The sequence below is a fragment of the Thalassospira sp. CH_XMU1448-2 genome, assembly GCF_037027285.1.
GTDB classification, from domain to species: Bacteria; Pseudomonadota; Alphaproteobacteria; order Rhodospirillales; family Thalassospiraceae; genus Thalassospira; species Thalassospira profundimaris_C.
Genome location: NZ_JAYMEA010000001.1, coordinates 1,069,386 through 1,093,467, shown reverse-complemented (window position 1 = coordinate 1,093,467; position 24,082 = coordinate 1,069,386). Strand labels below are relative to the sequence as shown.

General features: G+C 55.1%; 20 protein-coding genes. 9 read left to right on the top strand and 11 right to left on the bottom strand.

All coding sequences use genetic code 11. From position 1 onward, the window contains the following. Window position 1: 1 nt before the first annotated feature. The 3 genes from WA318_RS04950 to mntR form a co-directional block, all read right to left on the bottom strand. Window positions 2–1,513 carry an O-methyltransferase gene (locus WA318_RS04950; RefSeq protein WP_336080161.1) on the bottom strand — a complete coding sequence of 504 codons (1,512 nt, stop codon included), beginning with the start codon at window positions 1,511–1,513 and terminating at the stop codon, window positions 2–4. A 12-nt stretch (window positions 1,514–1,525) separates the two neighbouring features. Continuing rightward, window positions 1,526–2,653: a class I SAM-dependent methyltransferase gene (locus tag WA318_RS04945; protein WP_336080160.1), complete on the bottom strand. Its 1,128-nt coding sequence runs from the start codon at window positions 2,651–2,653 to the stop codon at window positions 1,526–1,528. A gap of 375 nt (window positions 2,654–3,028) precedes the next feature. Further along, entirely contained in the window at window positions 3,029–3,451 is a 423-nt protein-coding gene (gene mntR / locus WA318_RS04940) for a manganese-binding transcriptional regulator MntR (RefSeq protein ID WP_336080159.1), read from the bottom strand. A gap of 141 nt (window positions 3,452–3,592) precedes the next feature. On the opposite strand from mntR, the gene WA318_RS04935 reads away from it, so the two are divergent. The 5 genes from WA318_RS04935 (at window position 3,593) to WA318_RS04915 (ending at window position 8,687) form a co-directional block, all read left to right on the top strand. Beyond that, window positions 3,593–4,567: a metal ABC transporter solute-binding protein, Zn/Mn family gene (locus tag WA318_RS04935; protein WP_336080158.1), complete on the top strand. Its 975-nt coding sequence runs from the start codon at window positions 3,593–3,595 to the stop codon at window positions 4,565–4,567. A gap of 59 nt (window positions 4,568–4,626) precedes the next feature. Further along, a complete protein-coding gene (locus WA318_RS04930) occupies window positions 4,627–5,427 on the top strand; it encodes a metal ABC transporter ATP-binding protein (protein ID WP_114097931.1) in 801 nt (266 codons plus the stop codon). 49 nt (window positions 5,428–5,476) lie between these two features. Next, window positions 5,477–6,697 carry a metal ABC transporter permease gene (locus tag WA318_RS04925; RefSeq protein ID WP_336080157.1) on the top strand — a complete coding sequence of 407 codons (1,221 nt, stop codon included), beginning with the start codon at window positions 5,477–5,479 and terminating at the stop codon, window positions 6,695–6,697. Further along, window positions 6,694–7,644: a metal ABC transporter permease gene (locus tag WA318_RS04920; protein ID WP_336080156.1), complete on the top strand. Its 951-nt coding sequence runs from the start codon at window positions 6,694–6,696 to the stop codon at window positions 7,642–7,644. The genes WA318_RS04925 and WA318_RS04920 overlap by 4 nt, the downstream gene beginning before the upstream one ends. A gap of 92 nt (window positions 7,645–7,736) precedes the next feature. Beyond that, entirely contained in the window at window positions 7,737–8,687 is a 951-nt protein-coding gene (locus WA318_RS04915) for a hypothetical protein (protein WP_336080155.1), read from the top strand. 4 nt (window positions 8,688–8,691) lie between these two features. Here the strand turns inward: WA318_RS04915 and WA318_RS04910 are convergent, their stop codons facing one another. After that, a complete protein-coding gene (locus WA318_RS04910; RefSeq protein WP_336080154.1) occupies window positions 8,692–9,759 on the bottom strand; it encodes a siderophore-interacting protein in 1,068 nt (355 codons plus the stop codon). Window positions 9,760–9,960: 201 nt separating this feature from the next. Here WA318_RS04910 and WA318_RS04905 point away from each other — a divergent pair, with 201 nt between their 5' ends. From WA318_RS04905 to WA318_RS04890, 4 genes are all read left to right on the top strand, one after another. Further along, on the top strand, window positions 9,961–10,815 hold the full coding sequence (locus tag WA318_RS04905; RefSeq protein WP_114097926.1) for a GNAT family N-acetyltransferase: 855 nt from the start codon (window positions 9,961–9,963) through the stop codon (window positions 10,813–10,815). A 487-nt stretch (window positions 10,816–11,302) separates the two neighbouring features. Further along, the gene (locus WA318_RS04900) at window positions 11,303–12,070 is read left to right on the top strand and encodes a motility protein A (RefSeq protein ID WP_114097925.1); all 768 of its coding nucleotides are present in this window, start codon (window positions 11,303–11,305) and stop codon (window positions 12,068–12,070) included. 39 nt (window positions 12,071–12,109) lie between these two features. Continuing rightward, window positions 12,110–13,015 carry an OmpA family protein gene (locus WA318_RS04895; protein WP_336080153.1) on the top strand — a complete coding sequence of 302 codons (906 nt, stop codon included), beginning with the start codon at window positions 12,110–12,112 and terminating at the stop codon, window positions 13,013–13,015. Window positions 13,016–13,070: 55 nt separating this feature from the next. After that, a complete protein-coding gene (locus WA318_RS04890; RefSeq protein ID WP_336080152.1) occupies window positions 13,071–14,561 on the top strand; it encodes a pentapeptide repeat-containing protein in 1,491 nt (496 codons plus the stop codon). Here WA318_RS04890 and WA318_RS04885 read toward each other — a convergent pair. The 7 genes from WA318_RS04885 to ileS all read right to left on the bottom strand — a co-directional run bounded on the left by WA318_RS04885 (window position 14,558) and on the right by ileS (window position 24,074). Beyond that, the gene (locus WA318_RS04885) at window positions 14,558–15,073 is read right to left on the bottom strand and encodes a GNAT family N-acetyltransferase (RefSeq protein WP_336080151.1); all 516 of its coding nucleotides are present in this window, start codon (window positions 15,071–15,073) and stop codon (window positions 14,558–14,560) included. The genes WA318_RS04890 and WA318_RS04885 overlap by 4 nt on opposite strands. 8 nt (window positions 15,074–15,081) lie before the next feature. Beyond that, window positions 15,082–17,043, bottom strand: coding sequence for a DNA mismatch repair endonuclease MutL (mutL, locus tag WA318_RS04880; protein WP_336080150.1), 1,962 nt, complete (start codon window positions 17,041–17,043; stop codon window positions 15,082–15,084). Between the two features lie 119 nt (window positions 17,044–17,162). Next, complete coding sequence (locus tag WA318_RS04875) at window positions 17,163–18,494, bottom strand: M16 family metallopeptidase (RefSeq protein ID WP_114097921.1); 1,332 nt, start codon at window positions 18,492–18,494, stop codon at window positions 17,163–17,165. Window position 18,495: 1 nt separating this feature from the next. Further along, window positions 18,496–19,920: a M16 family metallopeptidase gene (locus tag WA318_RS04870; protein ID WP_336080149.1), complete on the bottom strand. Its 1,425-nt coding sequence runs from the start codon at window positions 19,918–19,920 to the stop codon at window positions 18,496–18,498. A 138-nt stretch (window positions 19,921–20,058) separates the two neighbouring features. Further along, window positions 20,059–20,640: a DUF3035 domain-containing protein gene (locus WA318_RS04865; RefSeq protein ID WP_114097920.1), complete on the bottom strand. Its 582-nt coding sequence runs from the start codon at window positions 20,638–20,640 to the stop codon at window positions 20,059–20,061. Between the two features lie 51 nt (window positions 20,641–20,691). Continuing rightward, window positions 20,692–21,165: a signal peptidase II gene (gene lspA / locus WA318_RS04860; protein ID WP_114097919.1), complete on the bottom strand. Its 474-nt coding sequence runs from the start codon at window positions 21,163–21,165 to the stop codon at window positions 20,692–20,694. 68 nt (window positions 21,166–21,233) lie between these two features. Then, entirely contained in the window at window positions 21,234–24,074 is a 2,841-nt protein-coding gene (ileS, locus tag WA318_RS04855) for an isoleucine--tRNA ligase (RefSeq protein WP_336080148.1), read from the bottom strand. Window positions 24,075–24,082: the final 8 nt, after the last annotated feature.

The following is a 24,082-nucleotide window of genomic DNA, read 5'->3' as shown; positions in this document are numbered from 1 at the left end:
TTCAAACACTCAAATTTGGGAGCTTACGGCGTAACAAAACCCTTGCTATTGCTGATTGAGAAATTGCGCATAGCAACTCATCACGCTCCCCTTTTAGCCTTTCGATCTCACTCGCAGCCCCTTCGTGCTCTGATAATAGCTTATCAAACGCCGCTGCGTAGTGCACATCGAGCAACCATTGTTCCTCAACACGTTCAGCATTGTATCTGTCAATAATGGGAAACAGCAGGTCAATCTCCCTAGAGCGATCCGCCGTCAAAAACAGTGGGGCAGACAAAGCAGAACTTTGAGGCTCGCTAGCCCCCCTTCGTATAAAGGAAAACCGTGAAGGCGCGATACTTAATGTATCCGCATTTCGAATATCCAATCCTGCTTCATTGGCTAGCTCAATCCACCTAGGCAGGGATCGACTATGAGTACAGGCAATATCGTTTTCACCGGGGAATGTACAGAACATCAACATATTGCTGTTGGTTCGATTTACAGCCTCAAACACAGCACAAACTTTTGCATCATCAATGCAATCGAGTGCACCGACGGACACAAGAATACTGCCCTTTGTCAAATTCAGAAGATTGACGTTCAAATCGTTCGGGGACGCTACGCCGAGTTTTATCCCCTCAAACTCAAGGTTCTTGAACTTTATCGCTCCCAGGACACTGTGGTCGAGGAAAAGCTCTGTTGTTCCATTTGGCTGCAACAAGTTAATGACGTTCGATACCAAGGGAAACAACCATGGCTTCACAGTTGCAGGCACGAGAGGGGCTGCTCTCATATTGACTTTAACTGGCGGCTGGTCACGTCTGAATAATGTCCCAAACGACCGATAAACATCCGCATACGGTTTGTGAGTGAAGCCCCATTCGGGATTCTTCAAGAGGAACCTTTTTACACCGGTGCGAACATTGGTACCCCACATACCAATACAGTCATGCGCCAACATAATTCCAGATTGTGCCATTGCGGAAGCCGCCAAATTCAGGTCTTCCTCCACGGCATCTGCATAATGCAAGCCATCAACAAGAACAAAATCGAAAGGCCCGTAGTTCTTGCATATTTCCGCACCGACTACCGAGATATCCGACGCTTCATCCGTTCTTCTGGATGCGAAACTGGAATCAACGGCAAATCCACCTGAAACAAATGTGATCTTTTCATCAACACCAAGACGTTGCGCGACCGCCTTTGCAATTTCTTGAGTGCGGCGCTCATGGGCGACTTCACCAATACTGGACCCCATCGACAACATTTCTCGACTGATGGGATAGTTCGGGTCGACAGAAACGATGTGGGCATCATCATCAGATGCCAATGCCAGAAGCATCGTCGACATGCCAACGAATGTCCCCACCTCTAAGAGACGCTTTGGTCTCTTAGACAAGAGAGCATCAAGCATATCCTCAACATCATTCTCAGGGAGAGTCCATTGACCAATAATGTTGTGAGGATAGCCTTCTTCCTCAAAGGCAGAAACAATCCGCTGAAATAGCGACCGGTAATCCGACCTATCCATATCCACCCCCACTCAAAAATGCTCGCAGAATGTATAACTGCGCCCATTTTCGATAGGATCCGTTCCATCGGAGGTCGAAAAGTAAAGGCGATCACCCCAATGGCTGAATCTCCCACCACCGTAGACCGCGATATGATCATGCAGACTGTGCGCCAAACCAAGCATAACGCCGTCTTCGTACAGCATAAGCTTTGATCGGCGAGGGTTTTCGTCACCATCACCTTTGTCCGCGAGCTCAGGCATGGAAACCACCCAACGCTTGCCTGTGCTGTGTTTAATATCGCCCTTAAGCGGAATTTGAACACGATTGGACAGGATATCCTTCCAGTGAGCATTCAATTCTGGGTTTGCAAAGACGTATTCGGTACAGCCCTCGCCTGTAATTACGTTGCAAAGCTGCAGATCAAACTCTTTTTTACAAAAGTCCTGCGTCTCAGAGAGGCTTGCAAAGTCCATCGGCCAACCACCGAGCCAATCCTTTACGTCCGTCCAATAAGTCATACCTCGCAACCCATAATCACGGATCACCTTGATCGGATTGCGCCCCGCGAGCAACTCAGGAATAAAATGGAACCGAAGCATGTAGCGCCATTCAGCCAATCTTTTCCCAAGTGCCCCAGCCTTGTTGTAATTATACTTGACCTTCATCCAGTACGAAGGTGGAGGGCTCACGTAATTATCAGAAGAATAGAGCGCAATATAGAACACGCCCCCCTCTTTCAGAGGTATACCGGCATTCTTCACAGCACTCCACATGTCGCCAGTATGATGCAAAACCCCCCAAGAATAGACTACATCAAACTTCGGCAGAGATTTCATCAAACTTTGATCAAGCACTGACCCTTGCATAACTTCCCAGTTAGAAGGACTGCCCGACATTTCCCGAATTTTTTTAGTGGTAGTTACTGAGTCTAAATCGTAGTCGAAAGACAAGACCTTTTCAGCACCCAACTGAAGCGCTGCCAAGGAATGAATCCCCGACCCACAACCAATATCCAAGAATGTTTGGCCCTTAAGGTTTTCAACCCTCAACGTTTCGGCTAAATGTGCCTTTGCCTCGGCAATAACTTCTTCACTGAAACGACGCTCGACAAATTCAGCCCAGTTTTTGCCGAAACCAAATCGCATTTCCTCTGACATTAAATCGAGCCCCCAACTGTATTCGACACACTAGCCGTTGTACGTATATAAATAGCTACACAAATTTGTTTCAGCTTCTTAGGACAAGCATACCGCTCTTGCAATAGGCAATCTGAAATCTTGTAACCACGAGCGTTATTGGTCTTTCAGCTCTATACTCAGCTCCACCGAAAGTTTCACAATGAAGTCACAAACGTAACAATCGCCTTACGCCTAAAACAACTTTCCGGAACAAGCCGGAAATCTGCTCGCAATTATTGCCTTTCGAGAAATTGCACGATAACGCGTTGAATATTGCGCCATCGCTGCAGATCAGAGCTATGCCTTACATCGGGAACGCCCCACATCCTGAATGAAGCATAGCAGCAGCCTGTCTCAATCAAAACTTGCAAACACCCTCAACGTCTCTTCGCTGACATGGTGCTCGATCCCTTCGGCGTCGAATTCCGCGATTTCGGGGTCGATGCCAATCGAGACGAGGAAGTTATAGACGATCCGGTGGCGTTCGCGACATTTTTTGGCGAGGGTTTCGCCTTTTTCTGTCAGGAAAATTGACCGGTACGGACGGGACGTGACAAAGCCGTCGCGCTCCAGGCGCTTGATGGTGTTATTGACCGTGGCCGCCGTCACGCCAAAGCGTTCGGCAAGGGCGACAGAGCGGGCCTCGCCTTCCTCGGCGATCAGGTCACCGATCATTTCAACATAATCCTCGGTCACTTCGCGGGCATGCGCATCACGCAAACGGGCAAAGACTTCGGCCTTGTTGTGACGCGGGTTAACCGCCGTATCGTCGCCCATTGATCTCTCCAAAATCTGTCCCGAAACCCTTCATAACAACTAAGATTGCAAAAATCAATTTAGCCTTGACTAACTTTAAAAGTCCGCACATAAATAGTGGATATTTGCTGGAGTGATTTCAATTTGCTTTCAGGACCGTCAATGAGCCTTTTCCGACCCGCCCGCACCCTGTTCCTGACCGCAGGCCTCCTTGTTTTCGGAGCGCTGAGCACCCTTGGTCATGCGAAAGCCAAACCGATCAATGTGGTTGCCACCACCTCGATGATTGCCGATGCCGCCCGCCAGGTCGCTGGCGATCGCGCCGAGGTCAAGGCGCTGATGGGTCCCGGTGTCGATCCGCATTCCTATCGCCAGACCCGAAGCGATATTGCCGCCATGGCGCGTGCCGATCTGGTTCTGTGGCACGGACTGTATCTTGAAGCGCAGCTTGAAGAATTCTTCCTTGATCTGGAAAAGCGCCGCAATGTCGTCGCGGTTGGCGAAGCCGTCGACAAATCAAAACGTCTGAGCCATGCCGAATATGAGGGGCGCTATGACCCGCATGTCTGGATGGATCCGCAATTGTGGGAAACCGTTGTGTATGCTGTGCGCGATGCCCTGATCAAGACCGATCCGGAAGGCGAAGCCACCTATCGCGCCAATGCGGACAAGCATGTTGCCGATATCGAAAAGCTGATCGATTACATGAAGACCGTGACCGTCACCGTGCCGGAAAAAAGTCGGGTTCTTCTGACCGCGCATGATGCATTCAGCTATTTCGGGCGCGGCTATGATTTCGAAGTTCTGGGTATTCAGGGCATCTCAACAGAATCCGAAGCAGGCCTTCGCCGGGTCGAGGAACTGGTCAACACCATTGTCGATCGCAAGATTTCCGCCGTATTTGTCGAAAGCTCGGTCCCGGAACGCAATGTGCGTGCCCTGATCGAAGGGGCCGAAGCCCGCGACCAGAAGGTCGGGATTGGCGGCACGTTATTTTCCGATGCAATGGGTGAACCCGGTACGTATGAGGGTACCTATATCGGCATGATTGATCACAACGTCACCCTGATCACCCGCGCCCTTGGTGGTAATGCCCCTGAAGGCGGTTTTCAGGGCAAGCTGGCCGCAGCATCGTGAGACAATGATATTCTAGCGTCCCCGAAACCACGCACGCACACGGAAACAAGGAAGCCCCCATGAGCAATGCAAAACTGGTTGCAGAGTCCGGCAAGATACTTGATGTCGCGCCCAAGGATGCACCGCTTACCGTGCGCGGGCTGACGGTTTCCTATGGCAACAAGCCGGCGGTTTTTTCGGTGGATGCCTCGATCCCGGCCGGATCCATGACCGCGATCATCGGTCCGAACGGTGCGGGCAAATCCACATTCCTTAAAGGTGCGCTTGGTGTTGTGCCGCGCCTGTCTGGTGAAGTCCGGATATTTGGCAAACTGTTTGCCGAGGCCCGCGACCGGGTGGCCTATGTACCCCAGCGCGCCAGCGTTGACTGGGATTTCCCTGCCCGCGTCATTGATGTTGTCCTGATGGGGCTTTACGGATCGGTCGGGCTGTTTCGTTTGTGGCAATCGCGCCACCGCGAACAGGCGATGGAATGCCTGGAACGCGTTGGTATGGCAGATTTCGCTGACCGCCAGATCGGCCAGCTTTCCGGCGGTCAGCAGCAGCGCGTGTTTCTTGCGCGCGCCCTGGCACAAAATGCCGAGTTTTATCTGCTTGATGAACCTTTTGCCGGGGTCGATGCCGCCACCGAACGCGCGATTGTTTCCGTACTTAAGGAATTAAAGACCGAAGGGCGCACCGTTGTCTGCGTGCATCACGATCTTTCGACCGTGCCTGAATATTTTGACCGCGTGCTTCTGATCAATGTCCGACGCATTGCCGAAGGTCCGGTCGAAACCACCTTTACGGCCGAAAACCTTCAGGAAACCTATGGCGGACGTCTGGCCGCCACCCATATCGACGAATTGCATCTGGCCTGAGACACGCCACGAAAAACCGAGACGCCAGACAGATCCCCGGGACCCCGACATGAGTTTTCTGGATTATTTCATAAGCGCCCTGTTCCTTCAGGCCGGATATAACAGCGCCCTTGTCGCCATCGGTGCCGGGTTGCTTGGCCTGTCTGCCGGCAGTGCCGGGGCATTTATCTTTCTGCGCAAACGCGCCCTTGTTTCCGATGCCATCAGCCATGCCACCCTTCCCGGGGTCGGGATTGCCTTCATGATCATGGTGGCGTTCGGCAGTGATGGCAGGTGGCTTCCGGGGCTCATCATCGGATCCGCCATTTCATCCGCCATCGGGCTTTTGATGGTCGAATGGATCACCCGCAAAACCCGCCTGACCGAGGATGCAGCCATTGGCGCGGTGCTTTCGGTGTTTTTCGGATTTGGCATTGTCCTTTTGACAGTAATCCAGACCATGTCATCGGGCCGTCAGGCCGGGCTTGAAAACTTCCTTCTTGGCTCAACCGCCGGGATGCTGATTTCCGAGGCAACAACCATTGCCGTTGCCGGTGCGCTGGCCGCGGGTTTTGTATTCCTGTTACGCCGTCCGATGACGCTTGTGGCGTTTGATCCGGAATATGCCGCGACCACGGGCGTTAATGTGCGCAACATTGATCTGGCGATGATGGGGCTTGCCCTGATTGTGACCGTGATCGGGCTTAAGATTGTCGGTCTTATCCTGATTGTTGCGCTTCTGATCATTCCGCCGGTAACCGCGCGGTTCTGGACCAATCAGGTCGGGCTGATGATCGGGATTGCGGCAATCGTTGGCGGACTTTCGGGATATATCGGTGCTGTTCTGTCGGCGGCAGAGGCATCGCTTCCGACCGGGCCGATCATTGTTCTGATTGCGTTTGGTTTCTTCCTGTTTTCAGCGCTGTTTTCACCCTTGCGCGGCGGGCTTGCATCCGCCCTTCGTCATCAACGCTTTCAGCGCCGGGTCCATCGCCGCCAGGGATTGCTGTCGCTTGCCCGTCGCGAGCCGATCTATGACGGGCTAACCCTTCGCATCCTGCGCCGGTCGGGCATGATCCGTCGTGACGGCGTTGCCACCGCACGCGGCCGGATTGCTGCCCAGAAGGCCGCCCGTGACGAAGCGCGCTGGGCAATTGCACGCCGCATGCTGCCCGATGATTCCGCCATTGAACGCTATGACGGCCTGACGCCGATTGAACAGATGATGACACCCGACCAGATCGCCGAGATTGATCGCATGATCGCAGCCCAGCAAGGAGCTAGGGCATGATTGATGATCTGATCACGGCCCTTGGCGCGGAATTCGTTCAGCTGAGCCTGACCCCGATTGTCATCGGCATTCTGGCCGCTGTAGCCTGCGCGCTTCCGGGCAATTTCCTGTTGCTGCGCCGTCAGGCCCTGATTGGCGATGCCATCAGCCATGTGGTTTTGCCCGGTATTGTCGGGGCCTTTCTGATAACCGGAACAATCACCGCCGTTCCGATGATGATGGGAGCTGGTGTTGCCGCGATTGTTGCGGTCGTGATGATCGAGATCGTCAAACGTCTTGGCCGGGTCGAGCCGGGGGCAGCGATGGGGCTGGTCTTTACCACCCTGTTTGCCGCTGGTGTTCTGTTTCTGGAAATCACCGATACCAGTTCGGTACATATCGATGTGCAGCACGCACTTCTGGGCAATCTCGAAAGCCTGATCTGGTTTGATGCCGAAGGCTGGGGATCGCTTCTTGATCCTGTTGCCCTTTCGACTTTGCCGCCGCAATTGCCACGCCTTGCCATCGTTCTGGTCGGGATCGGGCTGTTCATTCTGCTGTTCTGGAAAGAGCTTAAAATCTCGACCTTTGATGCGGCCTTTGCCGAGGCAATCGGCATTCGCACCAGACTTTTAAGCTTTGCACTGGTTGTGGCCACCGCGATTGCCGCCGTGGCGGCCTTTGATGCGGTCGGATCGATCATTGTGATTGCGATGTTTGTCTGCCCGCCAGCCAGTGCGCGTCTGATGACCAATCAGCTTGGCCGTCAGGTGGGCTGGTCGGTCATCTTTGCTACCATTTCGGCCATTCTGGGATATGTCTTTGCCGGATACGGCCCGGGCTGGTTCGGGTCCCCCTTTGCAGTCAGTGCCGCGGGCATGATTGCCACCATTTCAGGGATCATCCTGATCCTGACCTGCCTGTTCGGGCCAGAGCGCAAACGCACCGGTCAACGCGCCGAGGCCTGATCTCGATCCGGATCATCCGGGCTACCCATACCAAATGGCCTTGCCCGTGGTTTACTATCGTCTCCGGGCGTGATCGCAGCCATAATCACGGCATGAACAGATTTCATCTTTCCCTGATCACAATCCTGATGACGGCAAGTTTGGCGTGCGCGGTCACCGTATCCGCGCAGGCACAGGCACAAGCACGCTTAACTGTCAGCGACAGCACAACGGACAGCATCGCCACGGAACTTTTGCAGTTTGGCGATATTGATCTGTTTGTCTTTGCCAATCGGGCGGCGTTTCTGGCACGCATGGATGAAACGCTTGGCCTTGGCAATATCAGGGATCCGGACGCCACCTTTGCCAGCCTGCCACGATCCCCCTTTACCGTAACCGGGCGCAAGAATGGCAAACCGATTGCGTCCTGCCAGATTTTTGTTCCGGCCAATATCACCCCTGAAAGCGGCAATGAGATTTTTGCCCAATTAATGCGTGGCTGGTTCGGGCCGCATCTGTCCTATGAAACCAGCGCCGGACTGACATATCGCTGGCTGATCTATCATGAAGTGCGCCACTGCAAGCCTGATCATTTTGGGGATGAGGATGTCAAAAGCCACAACGACGAGCTCAACGCCGATCTGTTTGCCTTTGACCAATTGGCAACCCCGGAAAATCGCGCCGCACTGGCCAGAGACATTATCGGCTTTCGCATCATCACATCAGCCCTGTTTGCCGATAAATCGCATATGACCGGGCTGTCCCTTAAACATGCGCTTGATCCCGAAGGCCGTGACCAAAACCCGGATAAGGCGGAGGAAATCGCTGCATTTGTGAACACACGCCAGATGATAGGCAATCAGGCCAGGGCGATTGCAGCACAGGCCACGCCAACCAGTCTGGAACTGATCCGGGCGATTACCGAGCTTCGGGAAAAATCAGAAGCCGGAACGCTACAATCCAATGATCCGCGTATGGGTGAAATCCTGATTGAACTCGACGATGCCATTGCCCGGTTTGCCCCCCGCCTTCATGCATCGGTCGCAACCAGACGCCCCAATTGATCAATCAGGCCCCGGTTCTACGCCAGAAGGTCATCGCGACACAGTCATCGCGCGACAGACCAAGTTCCTTGCGCCAGTAAGTATGGATCGGCCTGTAGTCCCCCTGCTCCACCCCGGCCCAGCAATAGACCTTGCAGTTGTCCTTGGGGACAGGAATGGCGCGGATCGCATCCTGGATCAGGCTGTGGGTGATTTCCGCGACACTGTCACGCAAAAGCCAGGTGACTTTGATCCGGCTTCTGGTGGCAACCGGGATGATGTCATCCTTGCTCCCGACCTCGATCAGGGCGTGCCCCGTCACATGTTCCGGCATTTCATTCAGATAGCGACCAATGGCCGGAAGTGCTGTTTCATCACCGGCAAACAGGAACCAGTCGGCGTCAGGCAATTCATTACCAAGCGGTCCGGTCATGGCGACAAGATCGCCCTCGGATGCATGAAGGGCAAAGGACGACCCCGGGCCGTTATCACCATGCATGACGAAATCGACATCGATCCAGCCGGCATCCGCATCTATGCCGCGAATGGTATAGACGCGCTGTTCCACGGTGTCCTCGCCACTTGGCCAGACCGGCAGACCGTTTTCGGCAAGGGTCGGCCATTTCGGATCGGTTTTGCCGCGTGGCGGGATCATCAGACGCACATGAATGCCATCCTGATCATAAGCGCCCAGATCAACACCATGCAAACGCAGACGGCGCATATGCGGGGACAAATCCGTGATCTTGCCCACCGTCAGTTCACGAAAGTTCGGAAGCTTGCCATTGCCTTGCCCCGCACCTTTCCAGCGACAATCGATATTGGTGCCCGGTGCCGCCCCCTGAAGCAGGGAAAGGATCGCGGCCTTCATCTGCACCACGCCGACTTCGGTCGTCGCACCGACTTCTATATCAAGCCCGTCCTTGTCGCTTCGCAATTCGATATGCCCGATTGAAACCGAAATGCGTGTCGCGGTGTCATCACCCTGCACATCGCAATCATGACTTTTGTAATAATCTGCGGTCTGCCGGATCAGGGCGGCGCATTCAGGCAGCGCAATGCGCGTTGTCGCAGTCAGGATAGGCGAAGGCATATGGGCCTCGAGGAAGTTGATATGGTGGGGAACTGTCGATGGCTATTGATAATAAAAATGATAGGCATTCTCAATAAAATTTATCAGGAATTTTGCCCGACCATGCTAGATGTGTATCGAAATCAACATTGTGCAGAACAGGATCAGGATCCTGACCGCGCTCACCGACCTATCTGATTCCGGAAGATTGAAGATATCGACATGACAGACAAGATCCGCCGCCTGAAATCCTTTGAGTTTCCGCTTGCTGTTGAGTGGGCTGCCAATGAAGGCTGGAACCCCGGACTTTCCGACGCCGAGGTATTTTTCAATACCGATCCTGACGGTTTCTGGGCCGCCTTTGACAAACAGGGCATGGCTGCGGTGATTTCGGCCGTCCAATACAGTTCGGATTACGGCTTTGTCGGTTTTTATATCTGTCGCGAAGATCGTCGCGGATCGGGACTTGGTTACAAACTGTGGCAGACGGCACTGGAAAACAGTGTGATGAAAACCATCGGACTGGATGGCGTTGTCGATCAACAGGATAATTACCGCAAGTCGGGCTTTGAGCTTGCCCATCGCAATATCCGTTACGCAGGTATCATCACGGCCACAGAAACCGCCCTGCCGGAAGATATTTTCACGCTGAAGATTGATGATATTGCGGTTGTTGATGCCTTTGAGCAGACCTGCAATCTGTTTGGCGAAAGCCGCATCGAATTTCTGCGTGGCTGGCTGGGCAATGAAAATCACACCGCCCTTGCACTTAAGGGCCCGATGGGCCTTCGCGGTTACGGAGTCATTCGTCCCTGTAAACAAGGTCACAAGGTCGGGCCGCTTTTTGCCGCCAATCTTGAAGATGCCAGAACCCTGTTTGACGCTCTTTTGCAAAGCCGCAAAGATCAGAGTGACAAGGTCTATCTCGATATCCCCGAACCCAACCAGGCAGCCCGTGAACTGGTCGATGCCCATCAGATGGTTGCCGAGTTCGAAACCGCACGCATGTATAAGGGACCTGCGCCAACCCTTGACCTTGATATGACATTTGGCATTTCGTCATTCGAACTGGGATGATCGGGGATACGTAACGGGCCTGTCTTTAAGGATGGGCCCTTTGTGTATCTGCGGCCTGTCTAACCCCTGATCCGGTGCCGGTGTTGACCGTATCAAGGACATCCTCCTTCGTCTCCAGATCAAGTTCGATTATCCTTACGACTGGGTTGAGCCCGATGCGTATTTCTGGCAACAAACATTTAATGCCAAAGGTATAGCGCCTCCTAACCTGATGCCGTAATTTTACAATCGGGTGCTTCTTTTTGTTCGGGTGATTACGCGCGCGGATGCAGGAAGTTGTTACCCGGTTCTGGAAAACAGGTGATGGAAACCCAATTTTGTGGAGTGTAACAAACCTGAATTCCAATTCGGTGCGGTGCCGCCCAGATCATTTTGCTGGCGGGCCTCGTATGACAGTTCATTATTTCAATCACCATCGCGCGATGTCAGACCCTTTTTCAGACACGCTTCGAGCCAAAAGTTTTAACGCCGGATACAAAAAACCGACATGGATATAGCGACACTCATTGGGATCATCGCCGGGGCTGGCGTTATTTTTGGCGCCATCTTGATGGGCGGGAGCCTTGATTCATTTGTTGATGTGCCATCCATTATGGTTGTGTTTGGCGGAACCGCTGCGGCAACCCTGATCAAATTCCCGATGCGCGACGTGGTCAAGTCGCTCAAGATCGGGGTGGGGATCGCTTTCAAGAACCCCAAGGAAGACCCGCTTTCGATCTACGAAAAGGCGATTGAGCTGGCCGCTCTGGTACGCAAGAACGGCCTGCTTGGTCTCGAGAATGTCGAGGTCGAAAACGAGATCATGGCGCGCGGCATCCGCATGTGTGTCGATGGCCATAGCGGCGAAGTGATCCGAAGCTCGATCTCGAGCGAAGTCGAAAAATCGATCCAGAATGACGAGCTGGGTGAATTGATGTTCCGTGGCATTGGTGACACGGCCCCGGCCTTCGGGATGATCGGGACACTGGTCGGTCTGGTGCAGATGCTTGCCAACCTGTCCGATCCCGATGCCATTGGTCCGGCCATGGCGATTGCGATGCTGACCACATTCTATGGTGCGGTTCTGGCCAACCTGATTGCATTGCCGATTGCCGACAAGCTGGCCCTTAAGGTCGACCGGCTCCGCAATACCAAGCAGCTGATCATTGAATCGGTCGTTCAGATCCAGGCCAGCCAGAGCCCGATGGTCATGAAGGAAATTCTCGGTCCCTATCTTCCGGGCGGTGTCCCCGCCGACGAGGATGCAGGAGCATGATGATGGGTTCATCTGCGACACAGGTAACGGTCTAGGGCAATGGCAAAGAAACCCGCAGCAGGCGCACCGGCATGGATGGCGACATTCGCCGATCTTATGTCATTGCTGCTTGTGCTGTTCGTGCTGTTGCTGACCTTTGCCGAGATGGATGTTATTCGCTACAAGCAGATCGCAGGATCGGTAAAGGCTGCATTCGGCTTTTCCAAACAGGATCAGCTTGCCGGCGTGATCGAACTTGACGGATCGATCATGGGCAAGGCGCTTAAGGCCCCCACCCCGGACAGCCCGCGCGTTGTTTCCCAGATCCCGCAACCCGAAACGCCAAAAATCGAGATAGAGCAAACCGACACCAAGGAACAAAAGGCCGAAGCGCTTGAAGAAACGCTTGCCGGGGTTCTTAAAAATATGAGCCTTGATGATCAGGTCGGTCTGGAACGGATTGATGGCGAGGTCGTTATTCGCTTCCCGAACGAACTGGCCTTTCCATCGGGTTCTTCGGGCATGACCGAGGAATTCGCCGCCATCCTTAACCGTCTGGCACCCGTGATCAACCAGACCGAGGGCGAAGTCCTTGTCGCCGGGCATACCGATAACATCCCGGTTTCATCGTCATCACCCTATATTTCGAACTGGGACCTGTCAGCAGCCCGTGCGACATCGGTTCTGCATTTCCTGATTGACCAGAACCGCACTGATCCGCGACGCATGGTTATTCAGGGTTATGGCGATAGCCGCCCGATTGCCAATAACGACACGCCCGAAGGTCGTTCTGAAAACCGTCGTGTGGAAATCACGATCCAGATGGTTGAAACGAATGCCCCGGGCGGCACAACAAATGGCGGCAATGGCGTAAAAGGGGCTGACGAAAGCAGCGCGAACAGCCAGAATAGTGGGTCTGGCTCTGCATTGCCGCGCCGTTCATTCAGTATTCCGTCCGCACAGTAATATCTGAATGTTTGCCTGCAACGGGGCGCGTTGCGAATAAAGGAAGTCGCGCATTATGGCGATCAAGGACAACAAGAAAAAAGCGATCCTGTATGCCGATTACAGTGAACGTAACATGCTTGCTGCCAAGGCCGCGATAGACCCGCTTGGCTTTGGGGAATTCCTTCATTGCGATGACCGCCAAAAGACTGCCGACCTTGTAGAGGAACGCCGTCCGGATCTGATTCTGGTCGGGCTGTATCTTGACGGGATGCGGGGTATATCAACCATCCGGGCCATTCGTGATACGGCAACCGATGATGATCCTTATGGGCGCACAGTACCCGTCCTTTTGGGCGCCCCCAAACTTGATCGGCGCGGAATGCGCGACGCGGTCGAAGCCGGGATCGAAGGTATTTTTCGTCAACCGGTTGATCCCCAGCGCCTGCGCAAGATCATCGAAACGGTGATGAAACTGCCTCGACGCTTTGTGCTTAAGGACAATTATTTCGGCCCGGCACGCCCAGAAGACCTTGCCGAAATGGGCATGGCAGCCCCTGCAGCCGGTTCATCGGCAATATCGCAAGGCACGGATGTCCCTGACACCCCGGACGACGATACGCCTGAAAACCCCGGCCGTCGCAAACGCGACCGCATCAAGGCGGCGCTGGCAGAATTACCGCCCCGGACCAATCCGGGCAAGCCAGCAGCGGTTGAGCCAAGGGAAGTGCCAAGGGAAGCGCCAACGGCAAAGGCACATTCCGCCAAACCAGCCGGGTTGCCCGAGGCCCCCAAATCCCCGATCACCGGCGTTGCCGGCAATCTTGAGCTTGCCGATCTCAAGCCACGCCTGAACGGGGCGGGTCAAAGTTTTGATGAAAGCGAACTCGTAGGCGGTAAACCAACCGCACGCGACAAGGATACCCATGCACGAAACATCAAGGCCGTGCAATCGGCCCGCGATGTGCTGGCACCTGCCACGCCCAAACCCGAAGAAACCACCGACGACGTCGCAGAAGAACCGCTGGACGCGGATCACGGTGACGATCCCGAAGAGCTGGTTGAAATTGACCTGCATGAAGCCCTGCGCAGTCACAAGCTTTGGGTCGATACGGGCGGCAAGGAAGGCGATGTCATGTCGATTGAACATGCCGATCTGCGTGAAGCCGAACTCGAAGGCATCGATCTTAGCCGTTGTGGCCTGCCCTTTGCCTGCTTCAAGCGTGCCAATTGCAAGGATGCGGTTTTCCGTCGCTGTAACCTGACGGCGGCCGACTTTGTACAAAGCAATCTCGACAATGCCAATCTGGCAGCTAGCCGCCTTTCCGGCGCAAAATTCAATGATGCGATGCTGCGCAATACGGTATTTCTGGGCTCCGACCTGTCAAATGCCAGTTTCCGGGGTCAGCAATTGCTAAATTGTGATCTGAGCGGCACCAACCTGGCCGGAACCGATTTCCGTGATGCCGATCTGACCGGGACACGCGGCCTGTTTGCCGAACAGATCCAACGCGCGCGCGTCAATGCCAATACCCGCCTGCCCCGTAACCTGAAACTGCGTGATTAATCAAGGTCGCAAACCATATGCAGGCTCGGAAAGGTGAAATCCGGGGCAAAGGGTGCTGCGAAATCGCCAATCACCCGAAAACCTCGCGATTCATAAAACCGTCTGGCCGAAAGTGTGGAATAGCATTCAAAACGTGTGACATTCTCAGACGCCTTGGCATCACGCACGCACCGATCAAACAGCATACTGGCGATACCCTTGCGGGCATATGCCGGATCGACCGCGAAATGCCGAACATGGGCCAGCCCTGATTGAACATCACCGTCCTTGCTGCCCGGTCGCACTGCCGTCCAGCCCCCGGCTCCAACGACATCGCCGGTTTCGGTCTTAGCCAGATAATAGGTCCCAGACGCCAGAAGATCCGGGTTGGCCTTTGCCAGAAAGGTCATCCCGCGTTCAAGGACTTCCGGCGCATAATCATCGACCAGAAGCGCCGAATAGGAGCGCGCAAACAAGGCGCTCACTGCGGGTGCATCGCCGGGGGTGGCAATATGAAGCGTGACACCAGCCATCCGCTTCCCTACCTGCGCCCGAACATCTTTTCGATGTCATTTAGTTTCAGTTCGACATAGGTCGGCCGACCATGGTTGCACTGACCGGAATGCGGGGTGGCTTCCATCTGACGCAGAAGGGCATTCATTTCATCGGCATTCAGCTTGCGGCCCGAACGCACCGACCCATGACAGGCCATTGTCGCGCAGACATACATCAGCCGGTCCTTAAGCGCCATGCCCTGACCAAGCTCGGCAATCTCGTCGGCCATATCGCGGATCAGGGCACCAACATCCACCTTGCCCAGCATGGCGGGAACTTCGCGCACAACAATCGCGCCGGGTCCAAACGGTTCGATGACAAGACCCAGCTCTTCGAATTCTTCGGCGCGATCTGCGATGCGATCGGCAGATGCCTCGTCCAGTTCGACGACCTCGGGCAACAATAATCCCTGACGCTTGACCCCGCTGGCGGCAAGATCGGCCTTCATGCGTTCATAGACGATGCGTTCATGTGCTGCATGCTGATCGACAATGACAAGACCGTCTCGGGTCTGGGCGATGATATAGTTGGCGTGAACCTGCCCGCGTGCCGCCCCCAGCGGATGATCAACAAACTTGCCTTCATCAGCGATATTATCAATCCGTGCCGACGGTGCCGCCGCATCATAGCCACCTGACAGGGCCGCAGCCGCCGCAGCGGCAAAGCCGCCATCCCCGGATGGGCCAGATGTGCCTGAAGGCGTCCCGGCAAAGTCACGCCCGCGATCAAACAGACCGCCATAGCCCGACTGCGATCCCATCGGGGCCTGTGCGGCATAATTGCGTTCAATTGCCGCGTGACCCGGGATACTTGGCTGATACTGGCCAATGTTAAAACCACTGCCGCCGCCACTGCGCGGGCCCCCACCATACGGAAGTGAGGGTCCCTCACCTTCGCGGCGAACAGCGCCGAGTGCCATATCGGCAACCGTGGTTGAGGCCCGGTGCCCGGCACCCGCCAATGCATGTTTCAGCGCCCCGACAATCAGCCCACGCACCAGCCCCGGATCGCGGAACCGCACCTCGGTCTTGCCGGGATGGACGTTGACATCGACATCGCGTGGCGACAGTTCAAAGAACAGGGCAAGCAACGGGTGACGATCACGTGCCAGGAAATCCTGATAGGCGCCACGCACCGCACCTTGCAACAGCCGATCCTTGACCGGGCGTCCATTGACAAACATGAACTGCATCTGGGCATTGCCGCGATTGAGTGTCGGCACCCCGGCATAGCCGGTCAGGCGGATGCCTTCACGTTCGGCTTCGATCTGAAGGGCGTTTTCCTGAAACTCGCGGCCCATCACCGCACCCAGACGTTTGAGGCGCGCATCAAACAGATCGCCTTCACAGGCCGGGTAATTCAGGATCGACTTGTTGCCATCCCCGGTCAGGGTAAAACCGACATCGGGCCGCGCCATGGCAAGCCGGTCCATGATTTCACGCGCATACATCTGTTCGGTGCGCGCGGTTTTAAGGAACTTCAACCGAGCCGGGGTGGCATAGAAAAGATCGCGGACTTCTACCCGGGTTCCGAACGGATGGGCCGCCGGTTCCGGTTCGCCCTTCGCCCCGCCTTCAATCGTCAATGACCATGCATTTTCCGCCCCGCGCACCCGGCTGGTCAGACGCATGCGCGACACCGACCCGATGGACGGCAATGCTTCGCCGCGAAAACCCATGAAACCGATATTGAACAGATCGTCGTCAGGCAGCTTGGAGGTCGCATGCCGTTCCACCGCAAGCGACAGTTCCTCGGGTGTCATGCCCTTGCCGTCATCAGTGATCGACAAAAGCGTCCGCCCGCCATCGCGCAGATTGACGTCAACCCGTGTCGCCCCGGCATCCAGCGCGTTTTCAACCAGCTCCTTGAGCGCCGCAGCCGGGCGTTCGACCACCTCACCGGCGGCTATCTGGTTGATCAGGTTCTGGGGCAGGACGCGCAGGGTCATGAAGGCAATGCTCGCGATGTTCGGATGGGTTGTCTTGGTTCGGATGAACCTATCAAAGCACAAAGCGCGGCGAAATGTCTTTCACCGCGCTTTGTAATTTTTAATCCGGCCAAACAAGATCAGAAGGCCAGCTTGCCTTCCGGCTTGCCGACCACCGTGACCGTCACATTGGCCGGATCCATCAGTTCGGCGGCAACGCGGTTGACGTCATCAAGGGTAACGGCATCCACAAGGCTGTTGCGGCGATCCAGGAAATCCATGCCAAGGTCTTCTTTCTGCATGCCGACCAGCATGCCCGAAAGATTGCCAAGACTGGTAAAGCGCAGCGGGAAGGCCCCGGTCAGATAGGATTTGGCGTTGTCGAGTTCTTCCTGCGACACACCCTTTTCCTTCATCTTGGTCCATTCGGCACTGATCAGAGACAGGCTTTGACCAATCGCGTCATTACGCGTGGCAACCCCGCCCATCATCATTTGCGCATGATCCAGATCGGCAAGGTAGCTATAGACACCATAGGCCAGACCACGCTTTTCACGAACTTCCTCGGTCAGGCGCGATGAAAAACCGCCACCGCCAAGAATATAGTTCATCACATAGGCGGCATAGAAATCAGGATCCTTGCGCGCAATGCCTTTCTGGCCCCAGACCGCCTGACTTTGCGGGATATCCTGATCAATGACGTCAACAGCACCGAACTTCGGCGTCACATCGGCAATCTTCGGAAGATCGCTATGGTCGGGTAGGCTGCCAAATGCCTCATCAAGAAGCGGACCAAGTTCCTCCGCGGTAATATCACCGGCAACACCAATGATCAGATTGTCCTTGGCAAAGGCACGCCCGACAAAGGAACGGAAATCATTGGCATTCAGACCGGCAACCGTTTCAAAGGTTCCCGATACCGGACGGGCATAGGGATGATCGCCAAAGATCGATTTGAAAAAGGTCCGGCTGGCAATATCACCCGGATCATTTTCCGCCCGTTTAAGGCCCGCGATAATCTGGGACCGGATGCGTTCGACCGCCTCATCATCAAAGCGCGGCTCGGACAGAGCCAGACGCAGAAGATCAATCGCCGTATCGCGTTCTCGGGTCAATGTGGTCAGCGAACCGGCAAAATCATCGCGACCGGCATCAAAGGACAAGCTGATTGACCGGTTTTCCATTTCACCGCGGAAGGTCTGGCTGTCCATGGCACCCGCACCTTCATCAATCAGACCCGATACCATATTGGCAAGACCAAGCTTGTTGATCGGATCGGTCGCAGCCCCTGCACCGGTAAAGGCGATATCCATGGTCATCAGCGGGTTCATGTGATCTTCGATCAGCCAGGCCCGAATGCCACCATCCGAAATCACTTCCTTGACCTCGACCGCCTGCGCGGCCGTGCTCATGCCAAATACGGCTATCGAGGCAAAGGCAATCCCGGCAACCTGTTTCATAAGCTGGTTCATATCAATGTACTCCCGCGCCGGAATCAATGGGCAGTGCCGGACCACGGCCTGTTACCGGACCGTCTTTTGGCGGCATCAGCCAGCCGGTCACAGATTTCTTGTCATTAAAGACGCGCTTGGCAGCTTCGTTGACCTGTTCAACCGTCACCGCCGAAACCCGATCCGGCCAGCTTTCGACCTGATCCACGGTCAATCCAACCGCAAGCGACTTGCCAAGTACACGCGCCCCTGCCGACAGGGAATCACGGGCGAAGACCGCACTATCCAGAAGCTTCTGCTTGGCACGTTCAAGTTCGTCCTCGGTCACGCCATTGGCGACGACATCGGCGATCTGGTCATCAATCGCCTTTTCAAGATCAGCCAGTTGCACATCGTCGCGCGGCACGCCATAGACACCGAAACTTGCCAGATCAACCGCGACCGGGTCATAGAATGTCCCGACACTGGTCGCGATGCCCTGATCGACCACAAGCGATTTAAAGAAGCGGCTGGTGGTGCCTGATCCGATAATCTCGCTCAGCACTTCAAGCGGGACGGCATCAGCGGCATTTTCACTGTGATAGGACGGGGCCAGATAATAGCGCGACATGGAGGCCTGCCCGACACGCGGGTCATGCATGGTGACCTTGCGCGGGGCATGCTGCACCGGTTCCTTGACCCGGTTGCGCGTCAGAACATCACCGCGCGGAATGACGCCGTAATATTTTTGGGCCATCGGCAGAAGTTCATCCATCGTAATGTCGCCAGCCACCACCAGAATGGCGTTATTGGGCGCGTACCATTTGCGATAGAAATCAAGCGCGTCTTCGGTCGAAAGTTGCTCCATTTCATGCATCCAGCCAATGATCGACCGGCCATAGGGATGGGCCATATAGAGGCTTGCGCGCATCTGTTCCCCCAGAAGCGCACCGGGATTGTTTTCAATCCTTGATCTGCGTTCTTCGATGATGACGTCGCGTTCGGGCAGAACCACATCGTCAGACAGCTGAAGATTGGTCATGCGGTCGGCTTCCATCTTCATCACCAGGTCAAGACGGTCGCGGGCGATATTCTGGAAATAGCCGGTATAGTCCCAGGTGGTGAAGGCATTGTCATTACCGCCATTGCGCGCAACGATCTTGGAAAAGTCACCCGGTGCAATATCCCTGGTCCCCTTGAACATCAGATGTTCAAGAAAATGGGCAATCCCGGAAACACCGGCCGGTTCGTCAGCCGAGCCGACCTTGTACCAGACCATCTGGGTAACAACCGGCGCACGGTGATTTTCCACCAGCACCACCTGCATCCCGTTATCAAGGGTTGCTGTCTGCGGGCTGAAAACCGCCGCAAAGGAAATGTTCGGGATCAATGCCACCATGACCATCGCCAGCAAACTGGCAACAGTGCGTTCACGCATCGAGATTACAGAAAGTCTTGGAATTCTCATTACGTCATCCCATTCCATATCAGGCGTTCATCCCGGATTTCTTAAGTAGCGAATATGACAGAACAAGGGCGCGAAATATCCGCGCCCTTGTCTTTCGTCATCACATTGTCGTGTATCGCATCAAAGCGTGCTGTCAGATCAGAAAATGTCTTCGAGCCAGCCTTTCTGTTTGCGTTCGATAACCGGGGTGTTGCCACCGCCCGAAACACTGTCGCCAAGAGCCTGCTGATCGCGAATACGCTTGGCCTCGGCCGTCGGATCAACGACGGAGTTCGGATCCTGTTTTTCCTGCCAGAACAGCAGATCATCAACGATGCTTTCGCTTTCACTGATGAAGATCGATGTTTCACGATCCACCGTCGAACGGATTTCCGGATCGGCATATTGCGCACCGGATGCGGAAAGAAGGGCGACCTGCCCCTTGCTTGCCGTGCCGCTGGTGATGTCACGTTTGACCTTGGTCGGGTCATCGCCAACCAGAATGCGGCGCGCCTGATCGGTGGTCGAACCGGTCTGCGGACGCGGTGCACCCGGGTCGGGCACACGCATGGTGAAATCAGGCGGCAGGCTGAGCGGCGCACGCGAGACCACGGCAAACTCGTCCGGGGACTGCTTGTTCAAACCAAAGGTCTCACGGGTTGATTCACAACCGGAAACCCCAAGTGCAAGTCCGCCAAGCAGCGCAATTCTGAAAATACTGGTCGTAAGCTTCCGGGCCATTTGTGCCTCTTTACCACTCCGCAACCGGGATCATGTCACCCGGCCAAAAATTCATCTGGCAGATTTTTTACCGCCAAAAAGGGAATCGATCAACAGTAGCGCGGCACCAACCGTAATTGCACTGTCTGCAATATTGAATACCGGCCAGTGATAACCCGCGACATGAAGATCAATAAAGTCGGTCACAGCCCCGTGACGCAGGCGATCAACAAGGTTGCCAATTGCCCCCCCGACAATCAGCGCCAGCGCAAGACGCAACATGGAATCGCGCGTCCGCCACATCCAGACGCCAAAGCCGATGGTAATCGCAGCCGTCACCGCGATCATCACCCACGGTGCCTGCCCCTGAAACAGGCCAAAGGACACGCCGGGATTCCAGGCCAGAACAAAGTTCATGAACGGTGTGACTTCAATCACCCGAAACGGATTGGACAAGCCGTCAATCGCAAGGGCCTTGGTCCACTGGTCGACACCAAAAACGATTGCAATGACGATCAGACCAAACACAAAGGCGCGATGTTTCATCGATACTCTTTCTGACTTGCCGGTATCAGCCCTGCAAGATCGCAGGTCTGATACCGCAACCGCATGCCTTATTCGGCTGCGGCAATTCCCATTTCATCAACGGCATCTGCACAACGGTTGCAGACGGTTTTATGCGCGGCATGGCTGCCGACTTCCGGCAGGGTCTGCCAGCAACGTTCGCATTTTTCACCCTCTGCCAGTGCCGATACCACACCAACACCTGCAACATCATCAAGGGTATAGGCACCATCCGGCGCATCACCCGTGATCAGTTCGATGTCAGATGTAATGGCGATTTCGGCAAGATTAAGGCCATCAAGCGCTTCGACATATTCAGCCGTGGCATAAACCTTTGGTGCGGCATCAAGGCTTGCGCCAATGCGTTTTTCCGCACGTTCAAGTTCAAGCGCACCGGTTACAACGCGACGCAGCTTGCGGATTTTCGCCCATTTCGCTGCCAGTGCCTCGTCTTTCCAGCCGTCCGATACCGTGTTGAAGGTTTCGGTATGGACCGAACTTTCCGCACCATAGCGCGAACGCCATGCTTCATCGGCGGTAAAGCAGAGAACCGGTGCCAGCCAGCGCACCAGACAATCAAACACGCGATCCATAACAGTGCGGGCCGCGCGGCGGCGCAGGCTGCTTGGCGCGTCGCAATAAAGCGCGTCCTTGCGGATATCGAGATAGAAGGCCGACATGTCGAGCGCACAGAAGTTGTGCAGTTCAATGAACATGGTGTGGAAGTCGAAATCAGCAGTCGTCTTGCGCACCATATCATCAAGGTGGCTCAGACGGTGCAGGACCCAGCGTTCCAGTTCCGGCAATTCGTTATCCGCAACCCTTTCGGCATCATCAAAACCATCAAGGTTGCCCAGCAGGAAGCGGAGCGTATTGCGCAGGCGACGATAGATGTCGGAATGACGTTCGATGATTTCATGGCTGATGCGCAGATCATCATGATAGTCGGAACTGACCACCCAAAGACGCAGGATATCGGCACCAAGCTTGTTGATGATGTCATTCGGCGCAATGACGTTGCCAAGTGACTTCGACATCTTGCGGCCTTCACCATCAAGCACAAAGCCATGGGTCAGGACGGCTTCGTATGGTGCACGTCCACGGGTGCCACAGGATTCCAGAAGCGAGCTGTGGAACCAGCCACGATGCTGGTCCGATCCTTCAAGATAAAGGTCGGCCGGCCATTTCAGATCCTGACGTTCTTCAAGCACGAAGGCATGGGTCGAACCGGAATCAAACCAGACGTCAAGAACATCGGTGACCTGTTCATAATTCGCCGCATCATATTTATCGCCAAGGAATTCCTGCGGATCACGAGTGAACCATGCATCGGCACCCTCGGCACAGAAGGCCTCGTAGACGCGATCAAGAACGCCCTGATCGCGAAGCGGCTGACGGGTGTTCTTGTCGATGAACACCGTGATAGGAACGCCCCATGCGCGCTGACGCGAGACGCACCAGTCCGGACGGTTGGCGATCATGGAATGCAGACGGTTACGGCCTGCTTCGGGCACGAAGCGGGTTTCATCAATCGCCTTGAGCGCCTTTTCACGCAGGTCATTATCCTGCATGGAAATGAACCACTGCGGCGTGGTGCGATAAATGATCGGCGCCTTGGAACGCCAGGAGCACGGATAGGAATGCTTGAGACGCCCACGCGACAGCAATGCGCCAACTTCGATCAGCTTGGCGATAACCGCTTCGTTAGCATCGGCTTCCTTGCCGTTTTCATCATAGATGCGCTTGCCGGCAAACATCGGAACTGTCGGGTAATAGGCGCCGTCACCATCCACCATTTCCGGGATTTCAAGACCGTATTTCAGACCGGTCTGGTAATCGTCCGGGCCATGGGTCGGCGCGGTATGGACAAAACCGGTACCGGTATCGGTCGTGACATAGTCAGCCGCCAGAAGCGGCACATCAAAGTCATAGCCCTGACCACGGAACGGATGCGCCGAAAGCGCGCCTTCAAGCTCCGAACCCTTGAAGGTCGCGACAACCTTGTGACCGGTGATACGACCGTTCTTGCACAGGTCTTCAAGAAGATCGGTACAAACCGCCATCTTCTCGCCAACGGTGGCCCATGCTTCCTCGGCGGTTTCGGTAACCTCGATCACCGCATATTCGATTTCCGCACCATAGGAAATTGCACGGTTGCCCGGAATGGTCCAAGGCGTCGTGGTCCAGATGACGATGGTTGCGTCTTTGAGCGCTTCGATGCTGGTCGCGGTGACCGGGAAACGCACATAAATGGTTTTGGACGTATGGTCGTGATATTCGACCTCGGCCTCGGCAAGGGCAGTTTTTTCAACCACTGACCACATGACCGGCTTCGAGCCCATATAGAGCGAACCGTTCATCAGGAATTTGCCAAGTTCACGGGCGATGGAGGCTTCTGCCTTGTAATCCATGGTGACATAGGGATTATCCCAGTCACCCATCACGCCAAGACGTTTGAACTCCTCGCGCTGGACATCCAGCCATTTCTGGGCGAATTCGCGGCATTCCTTGCGGAATTCGGCGATTGGCACATCGTCCTTGTTCTTGCCCTTGGCGCGATATTGTTCCTCGATCTTCCATTCAATCGGAAGGCCGTGGCAATCCCAACCCGGAACATAAACAGCGTTCTTGCCCAGCATTTGCTGGGAACGGGTGATGACATCTTTCAGGATTTTGTTCAGCGCATGACCGATATGCAGATGCCCGTTCGCATAGGGAGGACCATCATGCAGGACGAACATTTCGCGATCTGCCGAAATACCGCGAATTTTGCCATAGAGGTCCTCGTCCTTCCACTGCGCAAGCAGGGTCGGCTCCATCTTTGGCAAACCCGCCCGCATCGGGAAATCGGTCTGGGGCAGGATAACGGTTTTCTTGTATTCGACACTCATCGTGACGG